At 68.0% G+C, this 22,634-nt stretch carries 16 protein-coding genes; 10 read left to right on the top strand and 6 right to left on the bottom strand.

What is annotated here, in order from left to right; genetic code table 11:
- The first annotated feature begins 16 nt into the window (after positions 1-16).
- From MLG87_RS05370 to MLG87_RS05345, 6 genes are all read left to right on the top strand, one after another.
- Complete coding sequence (locus tag MLG87_RS05370; RefSeq protein ID WP_243294169.1) at positions 17-2,113, top strand: S46 family peptidase; 2,097 nt, start codon at positions 17-19, stop codon at positions 2,111-2,113.
- 53 nt (positions 2,114-2,166) lie between these two features.
- Positions 2,167-4,257 carry a S46 family peptidase gene (locus tag MLG87_RS05365; RefSeq protein WP_243294168.1) on the top strand — a complete coding sequence of 697 codons (2,091 nt, stop codon included), beginning with the start codon at positions 2,167-2,169 and terminating at the stop codon, positions 4,255-4,257.
- A gap of 451 nt (positions 4,258-4,708) precedes the next feature.
- Positions 4,709-5,122 (top strand): nucleoside 2-deoxyribosyltransferase, encoded by a 414-nt coding sequence (locus tag MLG87_RS05360; protein ID WP_243294167.1) that lies wholly within the window; start codon positions 4,709-4,711, stop codon positions 5,120-5,122.
- 34 nt (positions 5,123-5,156) lie between these two features.
- Positions 5,157-6,260 carry an aldo/keto reductase gene (locus tag MLG87_RS05355; RefSeq protein ID WP_243294166.1) on the top strand — a complete coding sequence of 368 codons (1,104 nt, stop codon included), beginning with the start codon at positions 5,157-5,159 and terminating at the stop codon, positions 6,258-6,260.
- 229 nt (positions 6,261-6,489) lie between these two features.
- Positions 6,490-7,890, top strand: a complete 1,401-nt coding sequence (locus MLG87_RS05350) for an HNH endonuclease (protein WP_243294165.1) — start codon at positions 6,490-6,492, stop codon at positions 7,888-7,890.
- 237 nt (positions 7,891-8,127) lie between these two features.
- Positions 8,128-8,970: a class I SAM-dependent methyltransferase gene (locus MLG87_RS05345; RefSeq protein ID WP_243294164.1), complete on the top strand. Its 843-nt coding sequence runs from the start codon at positions 8,128-8,130 to the stop codon at positions 8,968-8,970.
- A 323-nt stretch (positions 8,971-9,293) separates the two neighbouring features.
- Here MLG87_RS05345 and MLG87_RS05340 read toward each other — a convergent pair whose 3' ends face one another.
- From MLG87_RS05340 to MLG87_RS05315, 6 genes are all read right to left on the bottom strand, one after another.
- Positions 9,294-10,505, bottom strand: a complete 1,212-nt coding sequence (locus MLG87_RS05340) for an ABC transporter permease (RefSeq protein ID WP_243294163.1) — start codon at positions 10,503-10,505, stop codon at positions 9,294-9,296.
- A gap of 2 nt (positions 10,506-10,507) precedes the next feature.
- On the bottom strand, positions 10,508-11,707 hold the full coding sequence (locus MLG87_RS05335) for an ABC transporter permease (protein WP_243294162.1): 1,200 nt from the start codon (positions 11,705-11,707) through the stop codon (positions 10,508-10,510).
- Positions 11,708-12,388 (bottom strand): ABC transporter ATP-binding protein, encoded by a 681-nt coding sequence (locus MLG87_RS05330; RefSeq protein ID WP_243294161.1) that lies wholly within the window; start codon positions 12,386-12,388, stop codon positions 11,708-11,710.
- The gene (locus tag MLG87_RS05325) at positions 12,385-13,542 is read right to left on the bottom strand and encodes an efflux RND transporter periplasmic adaptor subunit (RefSeq protein ID WP_243294160.1); all 1,158 of its coding nucleotides are present in this window, start codon (positions 13,540-13,542) and stop codon (positions 12,385-12,387) included. The genes MLG87_RS05330 and MLG87_RS05325 overlap by 4 nt, the downstream gene beginning before the upstream one ends.
- 75 nt (positions 13,543-13,617) lie before the next feature.
- The gene (locus MLG87_RS05320) at positions 13,618-14,415 is read right to left on the bottom strand and encodes a nitrilase-related carbon-nitrogen hydrolase (protein ID WP_243294159.1); all 798 of its coding nucleotides are present in this window, start codon (positions 14,413-14,415) and stop codon (positions 13,618-13,620) included.
- A 203-nt stretch (positions 14,416-14,618) separates the two neighbouring features.
- Positions 14,619-15,692, bottom strand: a complete 1,074-nt coding sequence (locus tag MLG87_RS05315) for an NAD(P)/FAD-dependent oxidoreductase (protein ID WP_243294158.1) — start codon at positions 15,690-15,692, stop codon at positions 14,619-14,621.
- Positions 15,693-15,831: 139 nt separating this feature from the next.
- Here MLG87_RS05315 and MLG87_RS05310 point away from each other — a divergent pair, with 139 nt between their 5' ends.
- The 4 genes from MLG87_RS05310 to MLG87_RS05295 all read left to right on the top strand — a co-directional run bounded on the left by MLG87_RS05310 (position 15,832) and on the right by MLG87_RS05295 (position 22,620).
- Complete coding sequence (locus tag MLG87_RS05310; RefSeq protein ID WP_243294157.1) at positions 15,832-16,227, top strand: hypothetical protein; 396 nt, start codon at positions 15,832-15,834, stop codon at positions 16,225-16,227.
- Positions 16,228-16,298: 71 nt separating this feature from the next.
- Positions 16,299-17,699, top strand: coding sequence for a TolC family protein (locus tag MLG87_RS05305; protein ID WP_243294156.1), 1,401 nt, complete (start codon positions 16,299-16,301; stop codon positions 17,697-17,699).
- A 10-nt stretch (positions 17,700-17,709) separates the two neighbouring features.
- Positions 17,710-19,143, top strand: coding sequence for an efflux RND transporter periplasmic adaptor subunit (locus MLG87_RS05300; RefSeq protein WP_243294155.1), 1,434 nt, complete (start codon positions 17,710-17,712; stop codon positions 19,141-19,143).
- Between the two features lie 168 nt (positions 19,144-19,311).
- Positions 19,312-22,620, top strand: coding sequence for an efflux RND transporter permease subunit (locus tag MLG87_RS05295; RefSeq protein ID WP_243294154.1), 3,309 nt, complete (start codon positions 19,312-19,314; stop codon positions 22,618-22,620).
- The last annotated feature ends 14 nt before the right edge of the window (positions 22,621-22,634 follow it).

Here is a 22,634-nt window from a genome sequence, read left to right as displayed (position 1 = left end):
CCACTCAGGAGCCCCCATGCGACACCTTTCCGTTCTCGCCCTCGCCCTCGTCTCCACGCTCGCCCTGCCGGCCCTCCGGGCCGAGGAGGGCATGTGGACCTTCGACAACCTGCCCCTGAAGCAGCTCAAGGAGAAGTACGCCTTCGAGCCCGGCCAGGCCTGGATCGACCATGTGCGCCTCTCCACGCTCACCTTGGGCGGCTGCACGGGCTCCTTCGTGAGCGCGGACGGCCTGGTGGTCACCAACCACCACTGCACCCGGGGCTCGCTGTCCCGCCTGTCCACCAAGGACCGCGACCTGGTGAAGGACGGCTTCGTGGCCATGAGCCGCGACCAGGAGCTCAAGCTCCCCGGCCTGACCTACCGCACCCTCATGGCCATGGAGAACGTGACCGAGCGCGTGGCCAAGGCCGTGAAGCCCGGCCTCACCGAGAAGCAGGCCGCCGAGGCCCGCGCCAAGGAGCTGGACGCCATCAAGGCCGGGCTGGAGAAGCAGACCGGCCTCACCTACGACGTGGTGAACCTCTACCAGGGCGGCGAGACCTGGATGTACGGCTTCAAGGTGTTCAAGGACATCCGCCTTGTGGCTGCTCCGGAGATCGCCGTGGCGGCCTTCGGCGGCGACTACGACAACTTCACCTACCCGCGCCACGACCTGGACTTCTCCATGGTCCGCGTCTACGAGAACGGCCAGCCCTACCATCCGCCCCACCACCTCACATGGAGCACCGAGGGCCTGAAGAACGGCGACCTCACCTTCGTGGTGGGCCACCCGGGCCGCACCAGCCGCCTCCAGACCTTCGCGCAGATGAAGTACGACCGCGACTTCGGCATCCCCACCTACCTGAAGAACGCCGACCGCACCCGCGCCCTCCTCGAGGAGTACGGCAAGCAGGACGCCGAGCACGCCCGCCAGGTCCAGACGATGATCCTGGGCGTGAACAACGGCGCCAAGGCCAACGAGGGCTCCCTGGCCGGCCTCAAGGACGCCGAGGCCATGAAGCGCATCGAGGCCACCGAGAAGGCCCTGAAGGCCGCCGTGGCCAAGGATCCCAAGCTGGCCGCCACCACCGGCAAGAGCTGGGCCCGCGTCGAGCAGGCCATGCAGCTCCAGAAGGCCAACCTCAAGGAGTCGCTCTATGTGGGTGCGGCCCGCTCCGCCACCCTGGGCCAGGCCCTCGGCCTGGTGCGCCTCGCGGCCCAGCAGGAGCTGCCCGTGGAGAAGCGCCTGACGGAGTACCGCTCCGAGGCCGGCCTGAAGGTCCTGAAGACCCGCCTCTCCGGTCCCGCCATGGGCATGATGGGGCAGGGCGCCAACCCCGAGCTGGAGACCCTCCTCTTCACCCGGAGCCTGGAGGACGCCCGGCGCGAGCTGGGCCCGCAGCACCCCTATATCGTCGCCATCCTGGGCGGCAAGACGCCCGCCGAGGTGGCCAAGGCCGCCGTGGAGGGCACCAAGCTGAACGACCAGGCCGTGCGCAAGGCCCTGATCGACGGTGGCCAGAAGGCCGTGGCCGAGAGCACCGATCCCATGGTCGTGCTGGCCCGCAAGCTGGAGCCCATCCTCCTGGCCCAGCGGAAGAAGCAGGACGACGTGAAGGCCATCCTCGAAGAGCACGGTGCCCGCATCGCCAAGGCCCGCTTCGCGGTCTACGGCAAGACGCTGCCGCCGGACGCCACGGGCACGCTCCGAATCACCTACGGCGCCGTGGCCACCTATCCCGCCAATGGCACCCTCCAGCAGCCCTTCACCACCTGGGCCGGCCTCTATGACCGCCACTTCGGCTGGGGCGGCAACGACGCGAAGGACTACACCGACTGGCACCTGCCCCAGCGCTGGCTGGACCGCATGGGCAAGCTGGACCTGAAGACGCATCTCAACTTCTCCCACGCCGTGGACACCACCGGCGGCAACTCCGGCAGCCCCGTGGTGAACCGCAAGGGCGAGCTGGTGGGCCTCCTCTTCGACGGCAACATCGAGGGCAACGCGGGCCGCTACTTCTACGACGAGAAGGTGAACCGCAGCGTCTCCGTGGACGCCCAGGCCATCCTCGAAGCCCTCGTGAAGGTCTACGACGCGCCCCACCTCGCCGCCGAGCTGACCGGCAAGTGAACCAGAACGATTGAACGCAGGGGGCCCTCCGGGGCCCCTTTTTCGGAGCTTCCATGCGCCTTTCCACCCTCGCCCTCCTGCTCGCCGCCCTGCCCGCCCTGCGCGCGGACGAGGGCATGTGGACCTTCGACAACATCCCCGTGAAGCAGATCAAGGCCAAGTACGGCGTGGACCTGGATGCCGCCTGGCTGAAGAACCTGCAGCTCGCCACGGTGCGCTTCCCCGGCGGCACGGGGGCCTTCGTGAGCCGGGACGGCCTGGTGGTGACCAACCACCACGTGGGCCGGGGCGCCATCGCCCAGGTGTCCACGGCCCAGGCCGACCTGGTGAAGAACGGCTTCACGGCGGCCCGGCGGAGCCAGGAGATCAAGGTGCCGGGCCTGGAGCTGATGATGCTCGTCTCCATGAAGGACGTGACGGCGCGGGTGAACGACGCCGTGAAGCCCGGCATGGCGGACCGGGAGGCCCTGGCGGCGCGGCTCAACGCCCTGGCGGATCTCCGCCGGACGGAGGAGGCCAAAACCGGCCTCACCTGCGAGCCCGTCACCCTCTACCAGGGCGGCGAGTACTGGCTCTACCGCTACAAGAAGTTCAGCGACGTGCGGCTCGTCGCGGCGCCGGAGCTCCAGGTGGCGGCCTTCGGCGGCGACCCGGACAACTACACCTACCCCCGCCACAACCTGGACTTCTCCCTGTTCCGCGTCTACGAGGACGGGAAGCCCTACCGGCCCGAGGCCCTGCTCCCCTTCAGTGCCAAGGGCGTGGCCATGGGCGAGCTGACCTTCATCTCGGGGCATCCGGGCATCACCTACCGCCAGCAGACCCACGCCCAGATGGCCTACGCCCGCGACATCGGCATCCCCTTCCAGCTCCACACCCTGGAGCGCCAGAAGCAGGCCCTCCTGGTGTATTCGGCCACCTCGCCCGAGGCGCACCGCCTCGCCGCCGAGCCCATCTATGGCATCGAGAATGGCCACAAGCGGCTCAGCGGCCAGCTGCTGGGCCTCGCCAAGCCGGAGAACCTGAAGAAGGTGGCCGATGCCGAAGCCGCCCTGAAGGCCGCCGTGGCCAAGGATCCCGCCCTGCAGGCCCGCGTGGGCGGAAGCTGGGACCGGGTGGCCCAGGCCGTGGAGCGGCAGAAGACCCTGCTGAGGGAAGCCACCTACCTCGATGCCGGCCGGGGGACCCTGGTGGGCCGGGTGGCCAGCCTGCGCCACGCGCTCACGCTGGTGCGGCTCGCGGATGAGCTGGCCAAGCCCTCGGCCGAGCGGCTCAGCGAGTTCAGCGACGGCAACCTCAAGGCCACGCGGGCGCAGCTCCTCTCGCCCCGGCCCGTGCAGAAGCCCATCGACGCCACGCTGCTGGCGGCGGGGCTGCAGGAGGCGAAGGACGAGCTGGGCGCAGAGCATCCCTTCGTGAAGGCCCTGCTGGGCGGCCAATCGCCGGAAGCCGTGGCCCAGGCCGCGGTGGCGGGCACGAAGCTGGACGATCCCGCCGTGCGGAAGGCGCTGGCCGAGGGCGGCAAGGCCGCCATCGAGGCCAGCACGGACCCCATGATCCTCCTGGCGCGGAAGGTCGATCCCTTCGGCCGTGCCATCCACGCGCGGATGGAGGCCGAGGTCACCGGCGTCTTCAACGAGCATGGCGGACGTATCGCCGAGGCCCGCTTCAAGGCCTTCGGCCGGGCCGTCTATCCCGACGCCACCTTCACCCTGCGCCTGGGCTACGGCCCCGTCGCCACCTACGCCAACGGCACCGGCACCCTGGCCCAGCCCTTCACGACGTTCATGGGGATGTACGATCGGCACCTGGGCTGGGGCGGCAATGCCGCGGCCGCGGAGCACGGGGCCTGGACCCTGCCGGAGCGCTGGCTCAAGCGGCAGGCGAAGCTGGACCTGGCCACGCCCTTCAACTTCATCTACGCCTGCGACACCGTGGGCGGCAACAGCGGCAGCCCCGTGGTGAACGTGAAGGGCGAGTTCGTGGGCATCAACTTCGACAGCGTGTTCGAAGGGCAGGGCGGCTACTACGTCTACGACCCCGACACCAAGCGCGCCGTGGCCACCGATGCCCGCGCCATCCTCGAGGCCCTGCGGAAGGTGATGGACGGCGGCTACCTCGCCGACGAACTCCTGGGCCGCTGAGGCCCGGGGAATCCAAACAGCAAAAGACGGAACGCGAAGGGCACGAAGAAAGGACGGAAGCACGCGAAAGGATTTCCGGGGGTTCGGGTAACCTCCGCCTGGAAGGCTTGAACCGCGAATGACGCGAATCGCCCTTCGGGCGCGCGAATGGCGAACGATCTTGCTTCCGCCTCCACGCGGGGGGCGAGCCCGGCGGCCTTCAGGAGCCGACATGCCCGCCCCCCGCGTGGCCAGCCGCGCATCACGCGGCTGGGGGCCGGAGGCCCAGGCGGCCCATCTCCGCCGCCATTCGCGCCCCTTCGCGTCATTCGCGGTTGTTCACTTTTCAAGCCTCCTTCGCGCCCTTCGCTCCTTGCTTCGCGCCCTTCGCGTTCCTCCTTTTCTTTCAGTCGTTCCCCCGCCCCCGAGGCTGTGTGACCCTGGGGATCACTTTTCTTCCATGAGGCATCAGGTGGATCTGTATCTTTCGTGTTCCCTCACCGGCGGTCGCGGGGACCAGCCCGTGGTGGCGGCGCTGGTGGCCCGCATGGAGGCCCTGGGGCATCGGGTGCTGACGGCGCACCTGGCCGATGCCTCCGCCATGGTCTCGGACGGCGGCTTGGCGCCCGAGGCGGTGTATGAGCGCGACACGGCCTGGCTCCGCGCCAGCGAGGCGGTCATTGCCGAGGTCAGCACGCCGTCGCATGGCGTGGGCTTCGAGATCGCCTACGCGCTGGAGCGCGGCAAGCCCGTGCTCTGCCTGGCCCGCGAGGGCGTCCGCGTCAGCAAGATGCTCACGGGCATCCGGCAGGACGGCGTGGCCTTCCGGACCTATGGGGCCGTTGACGAAGCCCTGGCGCACCTGGAGACCTTTCTGGCGCGATAATGACGGCCAGATCCTGAATCCCACGGAGGACGCCATGTCCGAGGCCGGCACCACCCGACGCGACCTGTTCAAGCTGGGGGCCGCCGCCGCGGCGGGCCTCGTCGCCACGCGCCTCGCGGCCATGGAGCCGGCCCTGGAGCCGACCCTGGAACCGGCGGGCGCCGAGCCCGTGATCCACCATCCCGTGCCCCATCCGCCCTTCAATCCCGCCACCGCCGAGGCCATGCCCACCCGCAACCTGGGGCGCACGGGGCACAAGGTGGGGATCTTCAGCCTGGGCGGCCAGGCGTCCATCGAGAAGCCCCACAACGAGAAGGTGGCCATCCCCCTCATCGAGCGGGCCCTGGACCTGGGCGTGAACTATTGCGACACCTCCGCCCGCTACGGCGGCGAGGCCCGCTGGAGCGAGCAGTACTTCGGGCAGGTGATGAAGCGGCGGCGGGCCGAGGCCTTCCTCGCCACCAAGACCCACGACCGCACGGCGGACGGCTCGCTGCGCTTGCTGGAGACCTCCCTCAAGCTGCTCCAGACCGATCACGTGGACCTCTGGCAGCTCCACGCCATGAGCACCATGGACGATGTGGAGCGCGTCTGCGCCAAGGGCGGCGCCCTGGAGGCCTTCCAGAAGGCGCGCGAGCAGAAGCTGGTGCGCTTCCTGGGCCTCAGCGGCCACACGGATCCGGACGTGCTGGCCGAGGCCATCCGGCGCTTCCCCTTCGACACGGTGCTCATGGCCTTCAACGCCGCCGACACCTGGCACCTGCCCTTCAAGAAGACCCTGCTGCCCCTGGCCGTGGAGAAGGAGATGGGCATCATCGGCATGAAGATCCCCGCCCGCGGCCGCCTCCTGACGGGCGTCCAGCCGCCACCGCCCGAGAAGCAGCGCGGCCCCGCCAAGCACGACCGCCCCGGCACCCTTACCATCCAGGAGGCCATGCGCTACACCCTGAGCCACCCCGTGAGCACCGTCATCATCGGCGTGGACAACATCGCCCAGCTCGAAGAGAACGTCCGCATCGCGGGCGAGTTCCTGCCGCTGAATGCTCGCCAGCTAGAGGCACTGGAACAGAAGGTGAAGCCCGTCTATGGGCAGGCCCAGTGGTACAAACGGGATGCGCCAGCGAATCCTGAAAAATGAAAAAGAAGAATTAGCCACCGATGAACACAGATGAACACAGATAAAAGTGAACAGATAAAGAGATGGATATAGGATTGACAACACTATGATCCCGATCGAATATACATGCTTAGAAATCTCGGATAAGTTTAAAATCAATATTATAATAAGACGCAAGATTTAAAATTATGCCACGTACAATAATCAACTATGTCGGGGGCCGTCAGTTCCTTTTCGCGAGCCGGTATATATGATCACTGAGACTTGGCATTCTGAGTTTAATCCGTCGAAGTTTCTAAGTCGTGTGGATTTGGCGCAACTTATAGAGCGAAATGAAGCCTACAATGAAAATTTAATTAACGATGCAAGGATATCTTGTATATTATGCGAAAAAGTCTGTGCCAGCGGTATTTTATTGAATAATAGATCATTCCTTTGTCAGAACTGTTATTCTGAAGTAGCAATAATCTCTTATCCAGAAAAATATGAAACTCTCCATCGCCAATTTCTCGTTGCTATGGAGGCGCGAAGACTGGCATGGGAAGAATTTCGAAAAAAGTTCGAGTACAAATCAGAAGAAAGCATTTTGATTGTTATTGGTTGGGCATCAATTTTTTTTGCTTATATTAGCTCTAAATTTTTAATTTTGACTTTAATATTATTAATTATTGGCTATTTTGAAAAATTTTTTAATAGACAAAAACTAACCGAATGGCTAAATCTGAAATCTCAATGGGAGCAAAACAATCCTTTGCCAAATGAGCCAATATTAAAACACTTTCATGACCCTACGGCTGAATTGACATCCCGGGATTATAAAATTCTTACAGTTTTTAATCATTGGCCTGGCTACCCGCCATTCTGGAAATATCTGCGCTCTGTTGTTATCAGTAGGGACCTCTATCGTTGCCAAGTAACTGGATGCCCATCTAGGTTAGAATTGCATGTTCATCATATGTTACCTGTAGCTGAGGGTGGGACACATACACCTGGTAATCTTGTCTCCCTATGTAGCTTTCATCACGCACTTGAGCCAGAGAAAGGTCATGAGAGAATATGGGGTGATATAAAAACAAGATATTTTACACTCGTATCTCATCACGAAAGAAATAATCGCATTAATGAGGGAACACATAAGGTAAAAGCACATCTTCGCCGCTTGGAACTTATAACGATAGATGAACTGCGTGAACTGATAAAGACATATGGTTTTTGCTGCCCTGGTTGTGGTGAGGTAGGGATTGAGTTTTTATTAAATAGTGACAAAAATATTATTAGAGTGGAGTGTCCCACCTGTCAGAACGCAACAGAAGGACCTCAGGAACTTGCAGAGGAAACTGGTCCACTTCTTGCCGAGGTTCTTGGTGTTACTCGAAACAAAGGTAGGTGGAGGGCCAGATGGGATATGCTTTCTGCAAGAAAAACTGCTGGTTGGGCTAGATGGGGAAGTTCTTCGGCATCTTTGAAACGGAAACCGCGTAAAGAAAAAGTAGAAATTACCAAATCTGATCCTGTTTGTCCCAAATGTGGTTCACTAATGAGAGTTATAAAACCGCATTCTAATGATAGATGGAAAGCATTTTGGGGGTGCACACAATATTCAATTACGGGATGTAAGGGTAGTTTAAAATTTATTTCCAAGAAAAAATAGTTCATTATTTTTTAAATGAATAAAACATATAATTCATATTTTCATCCGGTTTCGTTATTTGCATATTGCTTGATTATTGGCAACCGTCCAGGCTCTATCTCCGGGTTCTGAACCATTGCGCTGATTTTTATTTTCTAGCGCTGAATTGTCTTGGCCTCCTATTTCTGAACGCCGTTCACTCCTCGCTAGACTTCCCTCGGTGGCTGTTCTTTCGGGGGCCTGATGGGCGGGGAATCGATGGCTTCACCAGACAGCACAGCGATTCGGGTGGCGTTGTGGCGGGCGCTGCATCTGGAGGTGGATGCGCCGCCGGCGGTGTTCCGGGACGAGGTGGGGCTGCGGCTGGCGGGGCCGGAGGCGGGTTGGCGGGAGCGGCCGGACATGGCGCCGTTCACGCGACCCTTCCGGGCGTCCATCCTGGCGCGGGCGCGGTTCATCGAGGACTGGGTGGAGGAACAGGCGGGTCGGGGCGTGGCGCAGTACGTGCTCCTGGGCGCGGGACTGGACACCTTCGCCCAGCGCCGCGCCGATCTCGCCGCCCGCATGACGGTCTTCGAGGTGGACCAGCCCGGGCCTCAGGCCTGGAAGCGCCAGCGGCTGCTGGACCTGGGCTACGGCCTCCCTGCCTGGCTGCGGCTCGTGCCCGTGGACTTCGAGGCCGGCGACGGCGAGTGGGATCGGCTGGCGGCGGCGGGCTTCGACCCGGCGCGGCCGGCGGTGGTGGCCTCTACGGGCGTGAGCATGTACCTCACCCGGGAGGCGGTGGCGGCCACGCTGGGCCGGGTCGCGGCCCTGGCGCCGGGCTCCACGCTGGTGATGTCCTTCCTGGTGCCGGTCGAGATGTCCGACCCCGAGGTGCGCCCCGGCATGGCGCGGGCCATGGAGGGCGCCCGGGCCAGCGGCACGCCCTTCCTCAGCTTCTTCGATCCGCCGGAGCTGGTGGCCCTCGCCCGCGAGGCCGGCTTCCGCGACGCGCGGCACGTCTCCTCCGGCACCCTGGCCCAGCGCTACTTCGCGAACCGCACCGACGGCCTCCGCCCCCCCGATTCCGCGGAAGAGCTCCTGGTGGCCACCACCTGAGACGAGCGGGATGAAACGACGTCTCTGGTGATCGGCCTGACTAGGCGAGAAAAGCAAGGAACCGCGAATGACGCGAAAGGGCGCGAAACGCGGCGGAGATGGGCCGCCTGGGCCTTCGACCCCCAGCCGCGCCATGCGCGTGGAGGCGGGAGGAGGATCGTTCGCCTTTCGCGCGCCCGAAGGGCGATTCACGTCATTTGCGGTTCGATCCTTCCAGGTGGATTCGTGCCGGGATGCGCGGGAAGAGCCAAGCCCCTTTCGCGCCCTTCGCCCGTCCGAAGGGCGTTCGCGTCCTTCGCGTTCTTCTTTCTCTGTCCCCAGGACTATTCCGCCCGCAGCGCCTCGATGGGATCCAGCCCGGCGGCCTTCCTTGCGGGCAGCACGCCCGCGGCGGCGCCCACGGCGAGGGTCATGAGGAGGGCGGCGGCCACGGCTTCGGGGGGCGTCGCCAGAGGCAGGCCGGGCACCACCAGGCGGAGCACCAGCTGCACCAGCACCCCGAAGGCCAGGCCGCCCAGGCCGCCGCCCAGGGCCAGCAGGATGGCCTCCAGGAGGAAGAGGGCCTGCACGGTGGCGCCGTCCGCGCCCAGGGCCCGGAGGAGGCCGATCTCCGCCGTGCGCTCGTGCACGGAGATCCACAGCACCGTCAGGATCCCCATGGCGCCCACCACGAGGGAGATGGCGGCGATGGCGGTGACGGCCAGGGTCACGATGCCGATCACGCGGCCGAAGACCTCGAGCATCTCGGTCTGCGTGGTGAGGGTGAAGTCCTCCTCGCCGCGGTGCCGGGCCATGAGGGTGGCCTTGATCTGGTCCGACAGGGCGGGGATGCCCTCGCTGGTGGTCGCCAGCAGGTCGATCTCATGCAGCTCTGCCAGGTTGAACAGGCCCATGGCCGTGCCCACGGGGATGTAGGCGGTGTCGTCCAGGTCGAAGCCCAGGAGCTGGCCCTTGGGCTCCATGACGCCGATGACGACGAGGCTCTCGGAGCCGATGCGGATGCGCTGGCCCAGGGGCGAGTCGCTGCCGAAGAGCTCCCGCGCCAGCTTGGGTCCCAGCACCGCCAGCGAGGCCCGGCGCCCGGCGTCCAGGGGCGGGAGGAAGCTGCCCTGGGCCGTGCCGACGCCCCAGGCGCGGGGCAGCTCGTGGTTGACGCCGTAGATGTAGACGCTGCGGCCCCGCCCGCCGAACTCCACCCGGCCTTGGCCCATGGCCACGGGGATCACCGCCTCCACGCCGGGCAGGCGGCGGAGGGCCTCGGCATCCTGAGGCGTGAGCAGGTGCGTGGTGCCGCCGAACACGCCGGGCACGCCCATGGTCTTCACCTTGCCGGGATTGATGGCCAGCAGGTTGGTGCCGAACTGGCTGAACTGGGCCACGATGTACTGGCGCGTGCCCTCCCCCAGCGAGGTGAGCAGCACCACGGCGGCCACGCCGATGCCCACGCCCAGCACCGAGAGGGCGGAGCGCAGCCGGTGGCCGGTCACGGCCCCCAGGGCGAAGCGCAGCAGCTCGGCGGGCGGCAGCAGGAGCATGCTCACCTCCGCGCCAGGGCCGCGATGGGGTCGAGCTGCGTGGCCCGCCGCGCCGGCCACACGCCGAAGCCCACACCCACCAGGAAGGAGAGGGTCACGGCCGCGCCCACGGCCCAGAGCGGGATGGCCACGGGGAAGTCGGGGTAGACGAGGGCCAGGAGGCCCACGCCGGCGGCGCCGGCCGCCAGCCCCGCCGCGCCGCCCAGGGCCGCCAGGATCACCGCCTCGGCCAGGAAGGCCAGGAGGATGCGCGGAGCCGGGGCGCCCAGGGCCCTGAGCAGGCCGATCTCCGCGCGCCGCTCGGTGACGGAGACGAGCATGACGTTCATGATCCCCACGCCGGCCACCACCAGGGACACCGAGGCGATGCCCGCCAGCGAGAGCGTCAGGACCCGGAGGATGGCGGAGAAGGAGGCGAGCATGGCGTCCTGGGTGTAGACGGTCACGTCCTCGGCGCGGTGACGGTCCTTCAGCAGGGCCAGGACATCCGTCTTGGCCTGGTCCATCTCGGCGAAGATCCGCACCTCGGCCACGATGCGGAAGAGGCTGGTGCGGTTGAACAGCCGCATGGCCGTGCGCACGGGGATGAAGGCCGCCTCGTCCAGGTCGAAGCCGAGCATGGAGAGACCCCGGGGCGCGAGGACGCCCACCACGCGGAAGCGGTCCGGGCCCACGCGCACCACCTGGCCCAGGGGGCTCTCCCCGCGGAACAGCTCCCAGGCGAGCTTGGTGCCGAGGACGATCTCCGTGCCCGAGCGGTCGGGATCGCCGGAGGGCAGGAAGGTTCCGGCGGCCAAACGCAGGCGGCGGATCTCCTGGTACTCGGCGGTGGTGCCCAGGATGGGGGCCGAGCGGCCCAGGTCCCCGTGGCGCAGCGTCTCGGTGGCCACGGCGATGGGCGCGGCGCGGCTCAGGCGCCCCAGGCGCGCGAGGGCGGCGTGGTCCTCCAGGGTGAGGTCGTGGGTGACGCCGCCGAAGGGCATGCCGCCAGTGGTCTCCACCTTGCCCGGCAGGACGATGACGAGGTTGGAGCCGAGGGTGGCGAACTCGTCCACGATGTAGCGCCGCGCGCCCTCCCCCAGGGCCGTGAGGGCGAGGACCGCGGTGATGCCGATGGCCACGCCCGTCACCGAGAGCGCCGTGCGGAGCCGGTGGCCCCGGAGGGCGCCCAGAGCGAAGCCGAGCAGGTCCAGGAAGGCCACCTAGGCCTCCCCGGCGGGCGCGTCCGCCAGCACGCCGTCCGCGAGGTGCACCACCCGCTTCGCCCGGGCCGCGAGGATCGGGTCGTGGGTCACCACCACCAGGGTCAGGCCCTGGCGGTTCATGGCCTCCAGCACGCCCATCACCTCCTGGGCCGAGGCGCGGTCCAGGTTGCCCGTGGGCTCGTCCGCCAGCACCATGGCGGGGTTCATCACCACGGCCCGGGCGATGGCCACCCGCTGGCGCTCCCCGCCGGAGAGCTGGTCGGGCCGGTGCCCGGCCCGCGGGAGCAGGCCCACCGAGGCCAGGGCCTCCGCCGCCCGCGCCCGCCGCGCCTCCCGGGGGACGCCGGCGAAGAGCATGGGCAGCTCCACGTTGCCCTGGGCCGTGAGCCGGGGCAGCAGGTGGAAGAACTGGAAGACGAAGCCGATGCGTGTGCGCCGGAGCAGCGACCGCTCGGCTTCCGAGAGCGTGCCCACGTCCCGGCCCTCCAGGCAGTAGCGGCCCTGGCTGGGGCGGTCCAGGCAGCCCAGGATGTGCAGGAGGGTGGACTTGCCCGAGCCCGAAGGGCCGATGAGGGCCACGTGCTCACCCGGCGCGATGGCGAGGCTGACGTCCCGCAGGGCATGGACCACGCCCTCCCCCACGGGGTAGGTGCGCCACACGCCCTGAAGCTCGATCATGGGCCCTCCCGGCCCTGTTCGCGGGCGCGGGCGCGAACCCCGGCGCGGATGGCCGGGGAGTCCCGCACGGTGACCACCCGGTCCCCCGCCGCGAGGCCCGAGCGGACCTCGGTGAACTGCCAGTTGCGCAGGCCGGTCTGGACGGTGCGCTCCGCCAGCCGCCCGTCCGCCAGCACCAGCACCTTACCGCCCTCGGCCAGGGCGGCGGTGGGGACGCGGAGCACGCCGTCCCGCCGCGCCACGATCACCTCCACGTCGCTGGAGGTGCCGGGCAGGAAGCCCTGGGCCGACCAGGGATCCAGGGGCGACACCTCGATCTCCACCGTGCGGTTCTGCTCCTGCACGTCCAGCACGTAAGGCGCCACGCGGTCCAGGCGCCCCGCCAGCTTCTGGCCGGGGTGGGAGTCCACGGCGATCCGCACCGGCATTCCGGCCTTCACCCGCTGGGAGTCCACCTCGTCGATGGGCGCGCTGACGTAGAGCGTGGCGGGGTCGAAGAGGTCCAGCACCGCCGGGATGGGGATGCCCGTGGGCGCGGGCGTGATCCACTCGCCCACCTCGCCGGAGCACTCGGCCACGATGCCCGCGAAGGGCGCCCGGAGCTGGGTGAGGGCGAGCTGGGCCCGGGCGAGGCGCACCTGGCTGCGGACCTCCTCCAGGGCGGCGCGCAGGGCCTGGCAGGTGGCGGCGGCGCGGTCCCGGGCGCTCTGGAGGGCGTCCAGGGCCTGGGGGCTGAGGACGCCGTCCCGGCTCAGGGCCAGGCCCCGGGCCAGCTCCTTCTCCGCCAGGTCGGCGGCCAGGCAGGCCTCCCGCGTCCGGGCCTCCGCGGTGCGCACCTGGTCCTCCGCCAGGGCCAGCGCGGCCCGCTGGACCGAATTCTCGATCTGGAGGAGCAGGTCCCCGGCGCCCACCCGGCCACCTTTGCGGTGGGGCAGGGCGGTCACCACGCCGGGAATCTGCGGCGAGAGCTTGGCCCGGCGGTGGGCCTTCACGGTGCCCGCCCGGGTGTTGGCGACGATCTCCTCCACCGGCCCCACCTCGACACGGGCGACCTTCACCTCCAGGCCCGGCTTCCGGAGGAGCCACGCCACGAGAAGAACCGCCCCGGCCCCGATCGCGAGGAGGACGGCGGCCCAGCGCGGCACCTTTCGCATACGCACCCATTCTAGGTTCCGCGCGCCGCCCAGGTAGAGGTGATCAAAGGCCCTCGGGGGCGGTGGACCCCGGGTTCACATCCCCAGGCGCCGGTAGACCTCCGGCCGGCGGTCCCCCAGGGCCGGGAAGCGCTTCCGCCAGGCCCGCAGGGCGTCGAGGTCGAGGTCGCCCACCACCAGGCTCTCGGCGGTGTTCCCCTTCGCCACCACTGCGCCAAAGGCGTCGTGGATCGCGGAGGCGCCCGGGTAGTCGAGGCCCGCCCCGTCGCGACCCACGCGGTTCGCGCCGCAGACGGCCATCTGGTTCTCGATGGCGCGGGCCGCGAGGAGCGTGGACCAGGCGGCGATGCGGCGCACGGGCCAGTTGGCGGGCACGAAGACCACCTCCGCGCCTCGCACCGCCAGGGAGCGGAAGGGCTCGGGGAAGCGCAGGTCGTAGCAGATCTGCAGGCCGCAGGGGATGCCGTCCACCTCGAACAGGGGGCAGTCCTCGCCGCCGGAATAGTGCTGGTGCTCCTCGCCGTAGGAGAAGGGGTGGATCTTCCGGTAGGCGGCCACCAGCGAGCCGTCCGGCGCCGTGACGAAGGCCGCGTTGCGGGGGTGCGGCGCGTGGGCCTCCACCGCGGAACCCACGAGGTAGAGGCCGAACTCCCGCGACAGCGCCGCCACGGCCTCGGTGGTGGGGCCCGGGATGCTTTCCGCGAAGGGCTCCGGCGCCATGGTGAAGCCCAGGGTGAAGAGCTCCGGGAACACCGCCACCCGCGCCCCCGCCCGCGCCGCCGCCTCCGCGAACCCCCGCGCCCGGGCTAGGTTCGCGGCCGGGTCCTGCCAGACCGTGTCCTGCTGGACGAGGGCGACGCGGAGCGTGGTCATGGGGACATCCTGAAAGACAGGAAACCGCGAAGGGCTAAGGACGGTAACCGCGAAAAACGCGAATGGGCGCGAAAGGAAAAGAGAGGAAGGAATCAGGTCGAGAGGCCAAGAACGGCACCAGACATCAGGATCAGGTTTTTTTGTCTTGGTGAGGATCCGTTTTCTTTTTCGCGCCCTTTCGCGTGTTTCGCGGTTCCCTCTCTTTACTTGAACCGGTCAGGGCTCAGCGATCCCGCGGTGGTCTTGCGGAGGTAGCAGTCGGCGGCGAGCTGGCCGACGGCGAGGCCGCTGGTCATGCCGTGGCCGCCCAGGCCGGCGGACCAGAAGAGGCGCGGGTTCCAGGGGTCCCAGCCGACGACGAAGCGGCGGTCCGGGGCGAAGGTGCGCAGGCCGGTCCAGTAGCGGGTGATGGGGCGTTCCGCCAGGTCCGGCGCCAGCTCGCGCAGGCTGGCGAAGAGGCCTTCGAGCACCGCGGGGTCCGTGTCTGGCTGGCGCCCGCGCGGGGGCAGGGGCACGGCCACCTCCTCGCAGGGGCACATGAGGACGCCGCCGCTCTCAGGCCGCAGGTAGAAGGGGCGATCCACCCACCAGGCCCAGGGATCCCGCTGGGGATGGGCCGCGCCGCTCCACACCAGGGAGCGCCGAAGGGGCGTGTAGGCGATCTGCGAGCCCGCTTGGCGGCCCAGCTCGCCGGCCCAGGCGCCGGCCGCGATGGCCAGGGCCTTCACGTGGAGCGGCCCGCGATCCGTGTCCAGGTCGAAGCCGTCCTGCGTCGGGCGGATTTCGCTCACGCCGCAGCCGAAGCGCAGGTCCGCGCCGCCGGCCCGGGCGCCTTCCGCGCAGGCCTGGAGCAGGCCCGCGGCGTCGATGACGCCATCGCCGGGGATGGCCAGGTGCTCGGCGGCCCGGAGGCCGGGCAGGGGGATGCCCGCGCCGCGGTGGACCTCCACACCGTGGCGTCCGGCCTCGGCCTCGAAGACGTCCAGGGGGCCGCGCTCCACGCTCACCAGGAGGCCGCCGCCGGCGGTCATCAGGCCGGCTTCCGCCAGCCGTCGTCGCCCTTCCACGGTGAGGGCCGTGTGCTCGTCGCGGCCGGTCAGGGACCGGGCCACGGCGGCGTTGTGGCCGCTGGCGTAGGTGCCGGGCTGGTCCTCGCGCTCCAGGAGGATGACGCTCTCTGGGCCCCCCTGGCCGGCCCGGGCCAGGTGGAAGGCGAGGCTCAGTCCGGCGATGCCGCCACCGATGATCGCCAGGTCCGCGGTTTCAATCGTGCCCATTCGTCCATCGTAGCGCCGAAGCGCGCGGAGCCTCCGTCTGGAGGCCGGGCGATCCGGGAATGCCTGTGACGACCGTCAAAGGTTTTGAACCTTTCATGCGGATGGAAGGCATATGATGGGTGAATCCGGAGGTTTCTCCGTGCGGACGATCCTGCGCACCATCCTGGCCGTCGCGCTGCTCCTGGGCGGTGTGGGCGGGGACTGGGCGCTGGCGGGTGACCGGACGGCAGCCCAGCCCCACGAGTGCTGCTGCGGCACCGTGCCGCCCGGCATGGACGATCCCTGCCCCTGCCCGAAGCCGGAAGGGAACCGCGCTCCCCAGCGCGGCGCCTGCGCCGAGCGCCAGCAGGTGGTGGCCACGCAGGCCGCCCGCCGGGCTGAACAGGGCCAGCGCCGGACCGAGCCCCGGCCCGAGCCGACCGGCTGGGACCGCGCGGCCTCGGTCGAAGCGGAATCCCTGCCCCTCCGCGCCGAGGGTGGGCGCGACCCGGATCTGGGTCGGCACCTGGCGCACCTGAGCACCTTCCGGATCTGATCCGGGACTGAGCGAAGCCTTGCCCGCTCTTGGGAGTGGGCCGACCCTCTTTCCCGTTTCCGGAGATCCCCATGCGCACGCTGCTGCGCCTGGCCCCGGCCCTGGTGCTCGCCGCGCCGGCCCTGGCCCAGGCCCCCCACCACCCAACCACATCCATGCCGATCACAGCGGCCGATCCGGTGCTGGCGGACCTCCTGGTCGAAGCCCTCGGCAAGCATCCTGACATCCAGAAGGCCGAGGCCACCGTGCGCATGGACCAGGAGCGCATTCCCCAGGCGGGCGTGCTGCCCGATCCCACCCTGTCGCTGGGCCTCCAGAACGACGGCTTCAACGGGATCCAGGTTGGCAAGATGGAGACCAGCTTCTACAGCGTGGCCTTCACCCAGCCCTTCCCCTGGCCAGGCAAGCGTGGCCTGCGGAAGGAAGTGGCCGCCGCCGGCGTCGGCGTGTCCGAGGCCACCCGCAGCCGCGTGCAGATGAGCCTGGAGGCCGATGTGCGCCGGGGCTATGCGGCCCTCCTGCTGGTGCGGGGCCAGAAGGAGCTGCTGGCCCAGCAGTCCGTCTTCCTGGAGCAGGCCGAGCGCCTGGCCCGCACCCGCTACGAGGTGGGGCAGGGCAGCCAGGGCGACCTGCTGCGCGCCCAGCTGGAGCTGACCCGCCTCAAGCAGGCCACGTGGGCCCTGGAGGCCGAGGAGCGCGGCACCCTCGCGGCCCTGAACCGGCTGCGCCAGCACGATCCCGCGGATCCCATCCCCACCACGGCGGCGCTGGCGGACCTGCCGGAGCCCGCGGCCCTCACGCCGGAGCAGGTGGAGGCCCGCAGCCCCGAGCTGGCGGGTGCGCGGGCGAACGTCCGGCAGACCGAGAAGCTGGTGGAGCTGGCGAAGCTGGACCGCCGCCCGGATTTCGCCGTCACCGCCGGCATCATGCCCCGGGGCAGCCTGGATCCCATGTGGCAGGTGGGCGTGAGCATCTCCCTGCCCATCTACGGCCGCTCCAAGCAGCAGCGCGCCATCGCCGAGCATGAGCACCACCGCCTCGGCCAGGGCGCCGAGGTGGAATCCGTGCGAACGCTCCTGCGCCAGCGGACCGAGGAACGGACCATCCAGATCGAGACCCTGCGCCGCACCCGTGACCTCTACCGCGAGGGCCTGCTGGTGCAGAGCGAGGCCACCTTCAAGGCCGCCCTGGCCCAGTACGAGGCTGGCCGCGCGCCCTTCCTCGGCGCCCTCGAAGCCCTCAACGGCTGGGTGGGCGACCAGGGGGCCTACCTGCAGACCCTGGCCCAGCTCCAGGCCCAGCACATCGCCCTGAACGAAGCGGCCCTCGGCACCACGCCGTCCATCACCGGGGGGTCGCTGGCTTCCGCCAGTCTTGCCGCCGGCGCCGCCGCCTCCCCGACCGCCTCCGCCACCTCCGCCAAAGCCCCGGGCCAGGCCCAGGACAGCGGCCCCGCCATGTCGAAGATGTAGGAGATCCCCCATGACCACCGAACGACCTGATTTCGATTCCCCGGCGCCGACCCCGGCCCGCGCCCCGCGCCTCCGCACCCTCGGCCTGGTGGCCCTGGGGCTGGTGGCCGGCATCGGCGGCACGTTGATGCTGCGGCCCACCCCGAAGCACGACCATGAGCACGAGGCCGCCAGCGCGGCGGCGCCCAAGAAGCAGATGTACCAGTGCCCCATGCACCCGCAGATCATCCAGGACCACGCCGGCACCTGCCCCATCTGCGGCATGGACCTGGTGCCCATGGAGGGCGAGGCTCCCAAGGACAGGGGCAAGATCGTCTACTACCGCTCGCCCATGAACCCCAGCCAGACGTCGCCGGTGCCCATGAAGGACGAGATGGGGATGGACTATGTTCCCGTCTACGAAGGCGACCTGAAAGGCGAAGGCGCGGGGATCGAGTCCCACGCCACGGTGAAGATCGACCACGAGCGCCAGCAGCTCATCGGGCTGCGCACGGAGAAGGTGGTGGAGGGGACCGTCAGCGGCGAGCTGCGGGCCCTGGGCCGCGTGGCCATCGACGAGACCCGCGTCCGCAAGGTGAACGTGAAGGTGGAGGGCTTCGTGGAGAAGCTCTTTGTGGACTACGTCGGCAAGCCCGTGGCCAAGGGCCAGCCCCTGTTCAGCCTCTACGCCCCGGAGTTCGTCAGCGCCCAGCGGGAGTACCTGCTGGCCCTGAAGACCCAGAAGGCCCTGAGCAGCGGCTCGCTGCAGCAGTCGGGCGGCGAGCTCCTGGAGGCGGCCAAACGGCGGCTGCTGCTCTGGGACGTGCCCTCCGAGGCTATCGATCGGCTGGAGAAGACTGGCGAGGTCCAGCGGGCCCTCACGCTGCGCAGCCCCATCTCCGGCATCGTGACCGTGAAGAACGTGGTGGAGGGCGCGCGGCTCACACCGGCGGACATCCCCTTCGAGATCACGGACCTGAGCCGCGTCTGGGTGCAGGTGGACGTCTACGAGGCCGAGCTGGGCCGGGTGAAGGTGGGCCTGCCCGCCGAGCTGACCGTCCAGGCCGCGCCGGGCAAGACCCTCAAGGGGCGTATCGCCTTCGTGGATCCGGTGATGGATCCCAAGACCCGCACCGCCAAGGCCCGCCTGGAGTTCTCCAACCCCGGCGGCCTGCTCAAGCCCGAGATGTTCGGTGACGTGGTGATCCACGGCCCGGGCCGCAAGGGCCTCCTCGTCCCCCTGGACGCCGTGCTGGACGCGGGCACCACCAAGGTGGCGTTCGTCTCCCTGGGCGAAGGCAAGTTCGAGCCCCGGGAAGTCACCACCGGCGCCACCGTGGGCGAGCAGGTGGAGATCCGCTCGGGTCTGTCGGCAGGGGACGAAGTCGTCGTCCGCGCCAACTTCCTGGTGGATTCCGAATCGCGCCTCAAGGCCGCTCTGGCTCAGATGACGCATAAGCACTGAGGTGAGGGCCGTCATGAATCCATCGCCAAAGAAACAGAATTTGATAAGCGGAGGAGAACGGAGAAGCGGAGGAAAGCTGAGAAAAACAGCTTTCTCCCCTCTCCTCAGCCCCTCCGCTCTCCTCCGCTTCAACAATTCCTTTCTGCATTCCCTCACGGAGAGGCCCGCATGAGCGGACACGCCGCCTACGATCCCGAGCACCCGACCTTCCTCCAGCGGATCATCCGCTTCTCGGCGGAGAACCGCTGGCTGGTCATCGCCGCCTCGGCGGTGCTGCTGGCCATGTCCTTCTGGACCATGCGGAACATCCCCCTGGACGCGCTGCCGGACCTCAGCGACACCCAGGTCATCGTCTACAGCAAGTGGGACCGGAGCCCCGACATCGTCGAGGACCAGGTCACCTACCCCATCGTCACCAGCCTGCTGGGGGCGCCGAAAGTGAAGGCCGTCCGCGGTCTCTCGGACTTCGGCTTCTCCTACGTCTACGTGATCTTCGAAGACGGCACGGACATCTACTGGGCGCGCAGCCGGGTGATGGAGTACCTCTCGAAAATCACCGCCAACCTGCCGCCGGGGGTGCAGACCTCCCTCGGCCCCGATGCCACCTCCGTGGGCTGGGTCTACCAGTACGCCCTGGTGGACCGCAGCGGGAAGCACAGCTCGGATGAGCTGCGCTCCCTCCAGGACTGGTTCCTGCGCTACGGCCTCCAGAGCACCCCCGGCGTGGCCGAGGTGGCCACGGTGGGCGGCCAGGCCCGGCAGTTCCAGGTGCAGGTGGATCCCAACAAGCTGGCGGCCTACCGCATCCCCATCGAGTCCGTCATCGGGGCGGTGAAGGGCGCCAACGCGGAAGTGGGCGGTCGCCTCGTCGAATACAGCGGCCGCGAGTACATGGTCCGGGGCCGGGGCTACGTGAAGGCCACGAAGGACCTGGAGTCGGCCGTGCTCAAGGCCGAGAACGGCACCCCCGTGCGGCTGGGTGACGTGGCTACCGTGACCCTGGGGCCCGAGATGCGCCGGGGCCTCGCGGACCTGGACGGCCAGGGCGACGTGGTGGGCGGCATCGTGGTCATGCGCCAGGGCGAGAACGCCCTGAATGTCATCGAGCGCGTGAAGGCCCGGATCGGCGAGCTGAAGCAGGGCCTGCCCGAGGGCGTGGACGTGATCACCGTCTACGACCGCTCCGAGCTGATCCACAACGCCATCAGCACCGTGAAGCACAAGCTCATCGAGGAGATGATCGTCGTCTCCATCATCATCCTCATCTTCCTCTGGCACGTGCCCTCGGCCATCGTGCCCATCATCACCATCCCCGTGAGCGTGGCGCTGGCGTTCATCCCGATGTACGGCATCGGTCAGAACGCCAACCTCATGAGCCTGGCGGGCATCGCCATCTCCATCGGCGTGCTGGTGGACGGCGCCATCGTGGAGGTGGAGAACGCCTACAAGAAGATCGAGAAGTGGATCGAGGCCGGGAAGCCCGGCAGCTTCCACCACGTGCGGCTGGAGGCCCTGATGGAGGTGGGGCCGTCCGTTTTCTTCTCCCTGCTGGTGGTGGCGGTGAGCTTCATGCCCATCTTCACCCTGCTGGACCAGGAGGGCCGTCTCTTCAAGCCCCTGGCCTACTCCAAGAACTTGGCCATGGCCATCGCCGCCATCCTGGCGCTGACGCTGGACCCAGCCATGCGCATGCTCTTCGCGCGGGTGGAGCCCTTCATGTTCAAGCCCAAGTGGTTGGCCTGGACCTTCACCCAGATCGCCGTGGGCAAGTACTACGCCGAGGAGAAGCACCCCATCAGCGTCTTCCTCCACCGCATCTACGAGGGGCCCTGCCGCTTCGTGGTGAAGCACGCCAAGGCCACCATCGCCGTGGCCGTGCTGCTGGTGGTGGCCACCATCCCCGCGTTCATGAGCCTGGGCAGCGAGTTCATGCCGCCTCTCAACGAGGGCACCATCCTCTACATGCCCTCGACCCTGCCGGGTCTCAGCCAGACCGAGGCCCAGCGTATCCTCCAGGTTCAGGATCGCCTCATCCGTACCGTGCCCGAGGTGGAGCGCGTCTTCGGCAAGGCTGGCCGCGCCGACACGGCCACGGACCCGGCGCCCTTCTCCATGATGGAGACGGTGATCGTCCTCAAGCCCGAGGAGCAGTGGCGCGCGAAGCCCCGCTGGTTCAGTTCCTGGGCGCCGGACTTCCTCAAGGCCGCCCTGCGCCCCATCTGGCGGGACCGGATCACCGAGGAGGAGATCGTGGCGGACCTGGACCGCGTGGTGCGGCTCCCGGCCATCCCCAACGCCTGGACCATGCCCATCAAGGCCCGCCAGGACATGCTCTCCACGGGCATCCGCACGCCCGTGGGCCTGAAGATCAACGGCGCGGACCTGGCGACCATCGAGAAGGTGGCCGTGGACGCCGAGCGCATCCTCGCAGGCGTGCCGGGCACCCGCAGCGCTTTCGCCGAGCGCACGGCCCAGGGCTACTTCCTGGACTTCGTCCTCAAGCGCGACCAGCTCGCCCGCTACGGGCTCAGCGTCGAGCAGGCCAACATGCTGGTGATGACCGCCATCGGCGGCGACAACCAGAGCACGGTCTTCGATGGCCGCGCCCGCTATCCCGTGAACGTGCGCTACGCCAGGGACTTCCGGGAGAGCCCCGACGCTCTGAAGCGGGTGCTCGTCCCCACGCCCAGCGGGGCCATGATCCCCATGGAGGAGATCGCGGACCTCACCTGGGCCAACGGCCCCGCCATGATCCGCGACGAGAACGGCCAGATGAACGGCTACGTGCTGGTGGACTTCGATACGTCGAAGTTCGACGTGGGCACCTACGTCCACCACGCCAAGGCCGCCGTGGAGAAGGACCTCAAGCTGCCCCCGGGCTACAGCCTCACCTGGTCGGGCCAGTACGAGAACATGATCCGCGTGAAGGAGCGGCTGAAGGTCATCCTGCCCATCACGCTGGTGCTGATCTTCGGCCTGCTCTACGCCAACACCAAGAGCGCCTTCAAGGCCTCGGTGGTGATGCTGGCCGTGCCCTTCAGCGCCATCGGAGCCTTCTGGCTGCTGTGGGCCCTGGGCTACAACATGAGCATCGCCGTGTGGGTGGGCCTCATCGCCCTCATGGGCCTGGACGCCGAGACCGGCGTGTTCATGCTGCTCTTCCTGGACCTCAGCCACGACGAGGCGAAGCGGGAGGGCCGCCTGAACACCACCGGCGACCTGGTGGAGGCCATCATCCACGGAGCCGTGAAGCGCGTGCGACCCAAGGCCATGACCGTCTTCGCGGCCTTCATGGGTCTGCTGCCCATCATGTGGAGCACCGGCACCGGCGCCGACGTCATGAAGCGCATCGCCGCGCCCATGGTGGGCGGCCTGGCCACCAGCTTCATCCTCGAGCTCCTGGTCTACCCCTCCATCTACTACCTCTGGAAGCGCCGGGAGGTGGTGGAGGGGCCGGTCACCCCATTGCCAGCCTGATCTCTGATTCGACG

This window comes from Geothrix mesophila (assembly GCF_022808835.1).
GTDB lineage: Bacteria > Acidobacteriota > Holophagae > Holophagales > Holophagaceae > Geothrix > Geothrix paludis.
This window is presented reverse-complemented; position numbering and strand designations above follow the sequence as displayed.

What these genes read in the sequence shown, in the direction of transcription:
- MLG87_RS05370 (WP_243294169.1), top strand. Translation starts at nt 17, where the DNA reads ATGCGACACCTTTCCGTTCTCGCCCTCGCCCTCGTCTCCACGCTCGCC.
- MLG87_RS05365 (WP_243294168.1), top strand. Translation starts at nt 2,167, where the DNA reads ATGCGCCTTTCCACCCTCGCCCTCCTGCTCGCCGCCCTGCCCGCCCTG.
- MLG87_RS05355 (WP_243294166.1), top strand. Translation starts at nt 5,157, where the DNA reads ATGTCCGAGGCCGGCACCACCCGACGCGACCTGTTCAAGCTGGGGGCC.
- MLG87_RS05350 (WP_243294165.1), top strand. Translation starts at nt 6,490, where the DNA reads ATGATCACTGAGACTTGGCATTCTGAGTTTAATCCGTCGAAGTTTCTA.
- MLG87_RS05345 (WP_243294164.1), top strand. Translation starts at nt 8,128, where the DNA reads ATGGCTTCACCAGACAGCACAGCGATTCGGGTGGCGTTGTGGCGGGCG.
- MLG87_RS05340 (WP_243294163.1), bottom strand. Translation starts at nt 10,505, where the DNA reads ATGCTCCTGCTGCCGCCCGCCGAGCTGCTGCGCTTCGCCCTGGGGGCC.
- MLG87_RS05330 (WP_243294161.1), bottom strand. Translation starts at nt 12,388, where the DNA reads ATGATCGAGCTTCAGGGCGTGTGGCGCACCTACCCCGTGGGGGAGGGC.
- MLG87_RS05325 (WP_243294160.1), bottom strand. Translation starts at nt 13,542, where the DNA reads ATGCGAAAGGTGCCGCGCTGGGCCGCCGTCCTCCTCGCGATCGGGGCC.
- MLG87_RS05320 (WP_243294159.1), bottom strand. Translation starts at nt 14,415, where the DNA reads ATGACCACGCTCCGCGTCGCCCTCGTCCAGCAGGACACGGTCTGGCAG.
- MLG87_RS05315 (WP_243294158.1), bottom strand. Translation starts at nt 15,692, where the DNA reads ATGGGCACGATTGAAACCGCGGACCTGGCGATCATCGGTGGCGGCATC.
- MLG87_RS05305 (WP_243294156.1), top strand. Translation starts at nt 16,299, where the DNA reads ATGCGCACGCTGCTGCGCCTGGCCCCGGCCCTGGTGCTCGCCGCGCCG.
- MLG87_RS05300 (WP_243294155.1), top strand. Translation starts at nt 17,710, where the DNA reads ATGACCACCGAACGACCTGATTTCGATTCCCCGGCGCCGACCCCGGCC.
- MLG87_RS05295 (WP_243294154.1), top strand. Translation starts at nt 19,312, where the DNA reads ATGAGCGGACACGCCGCCTACGATCCCGAGCACCCGACCTTCCTCCAG.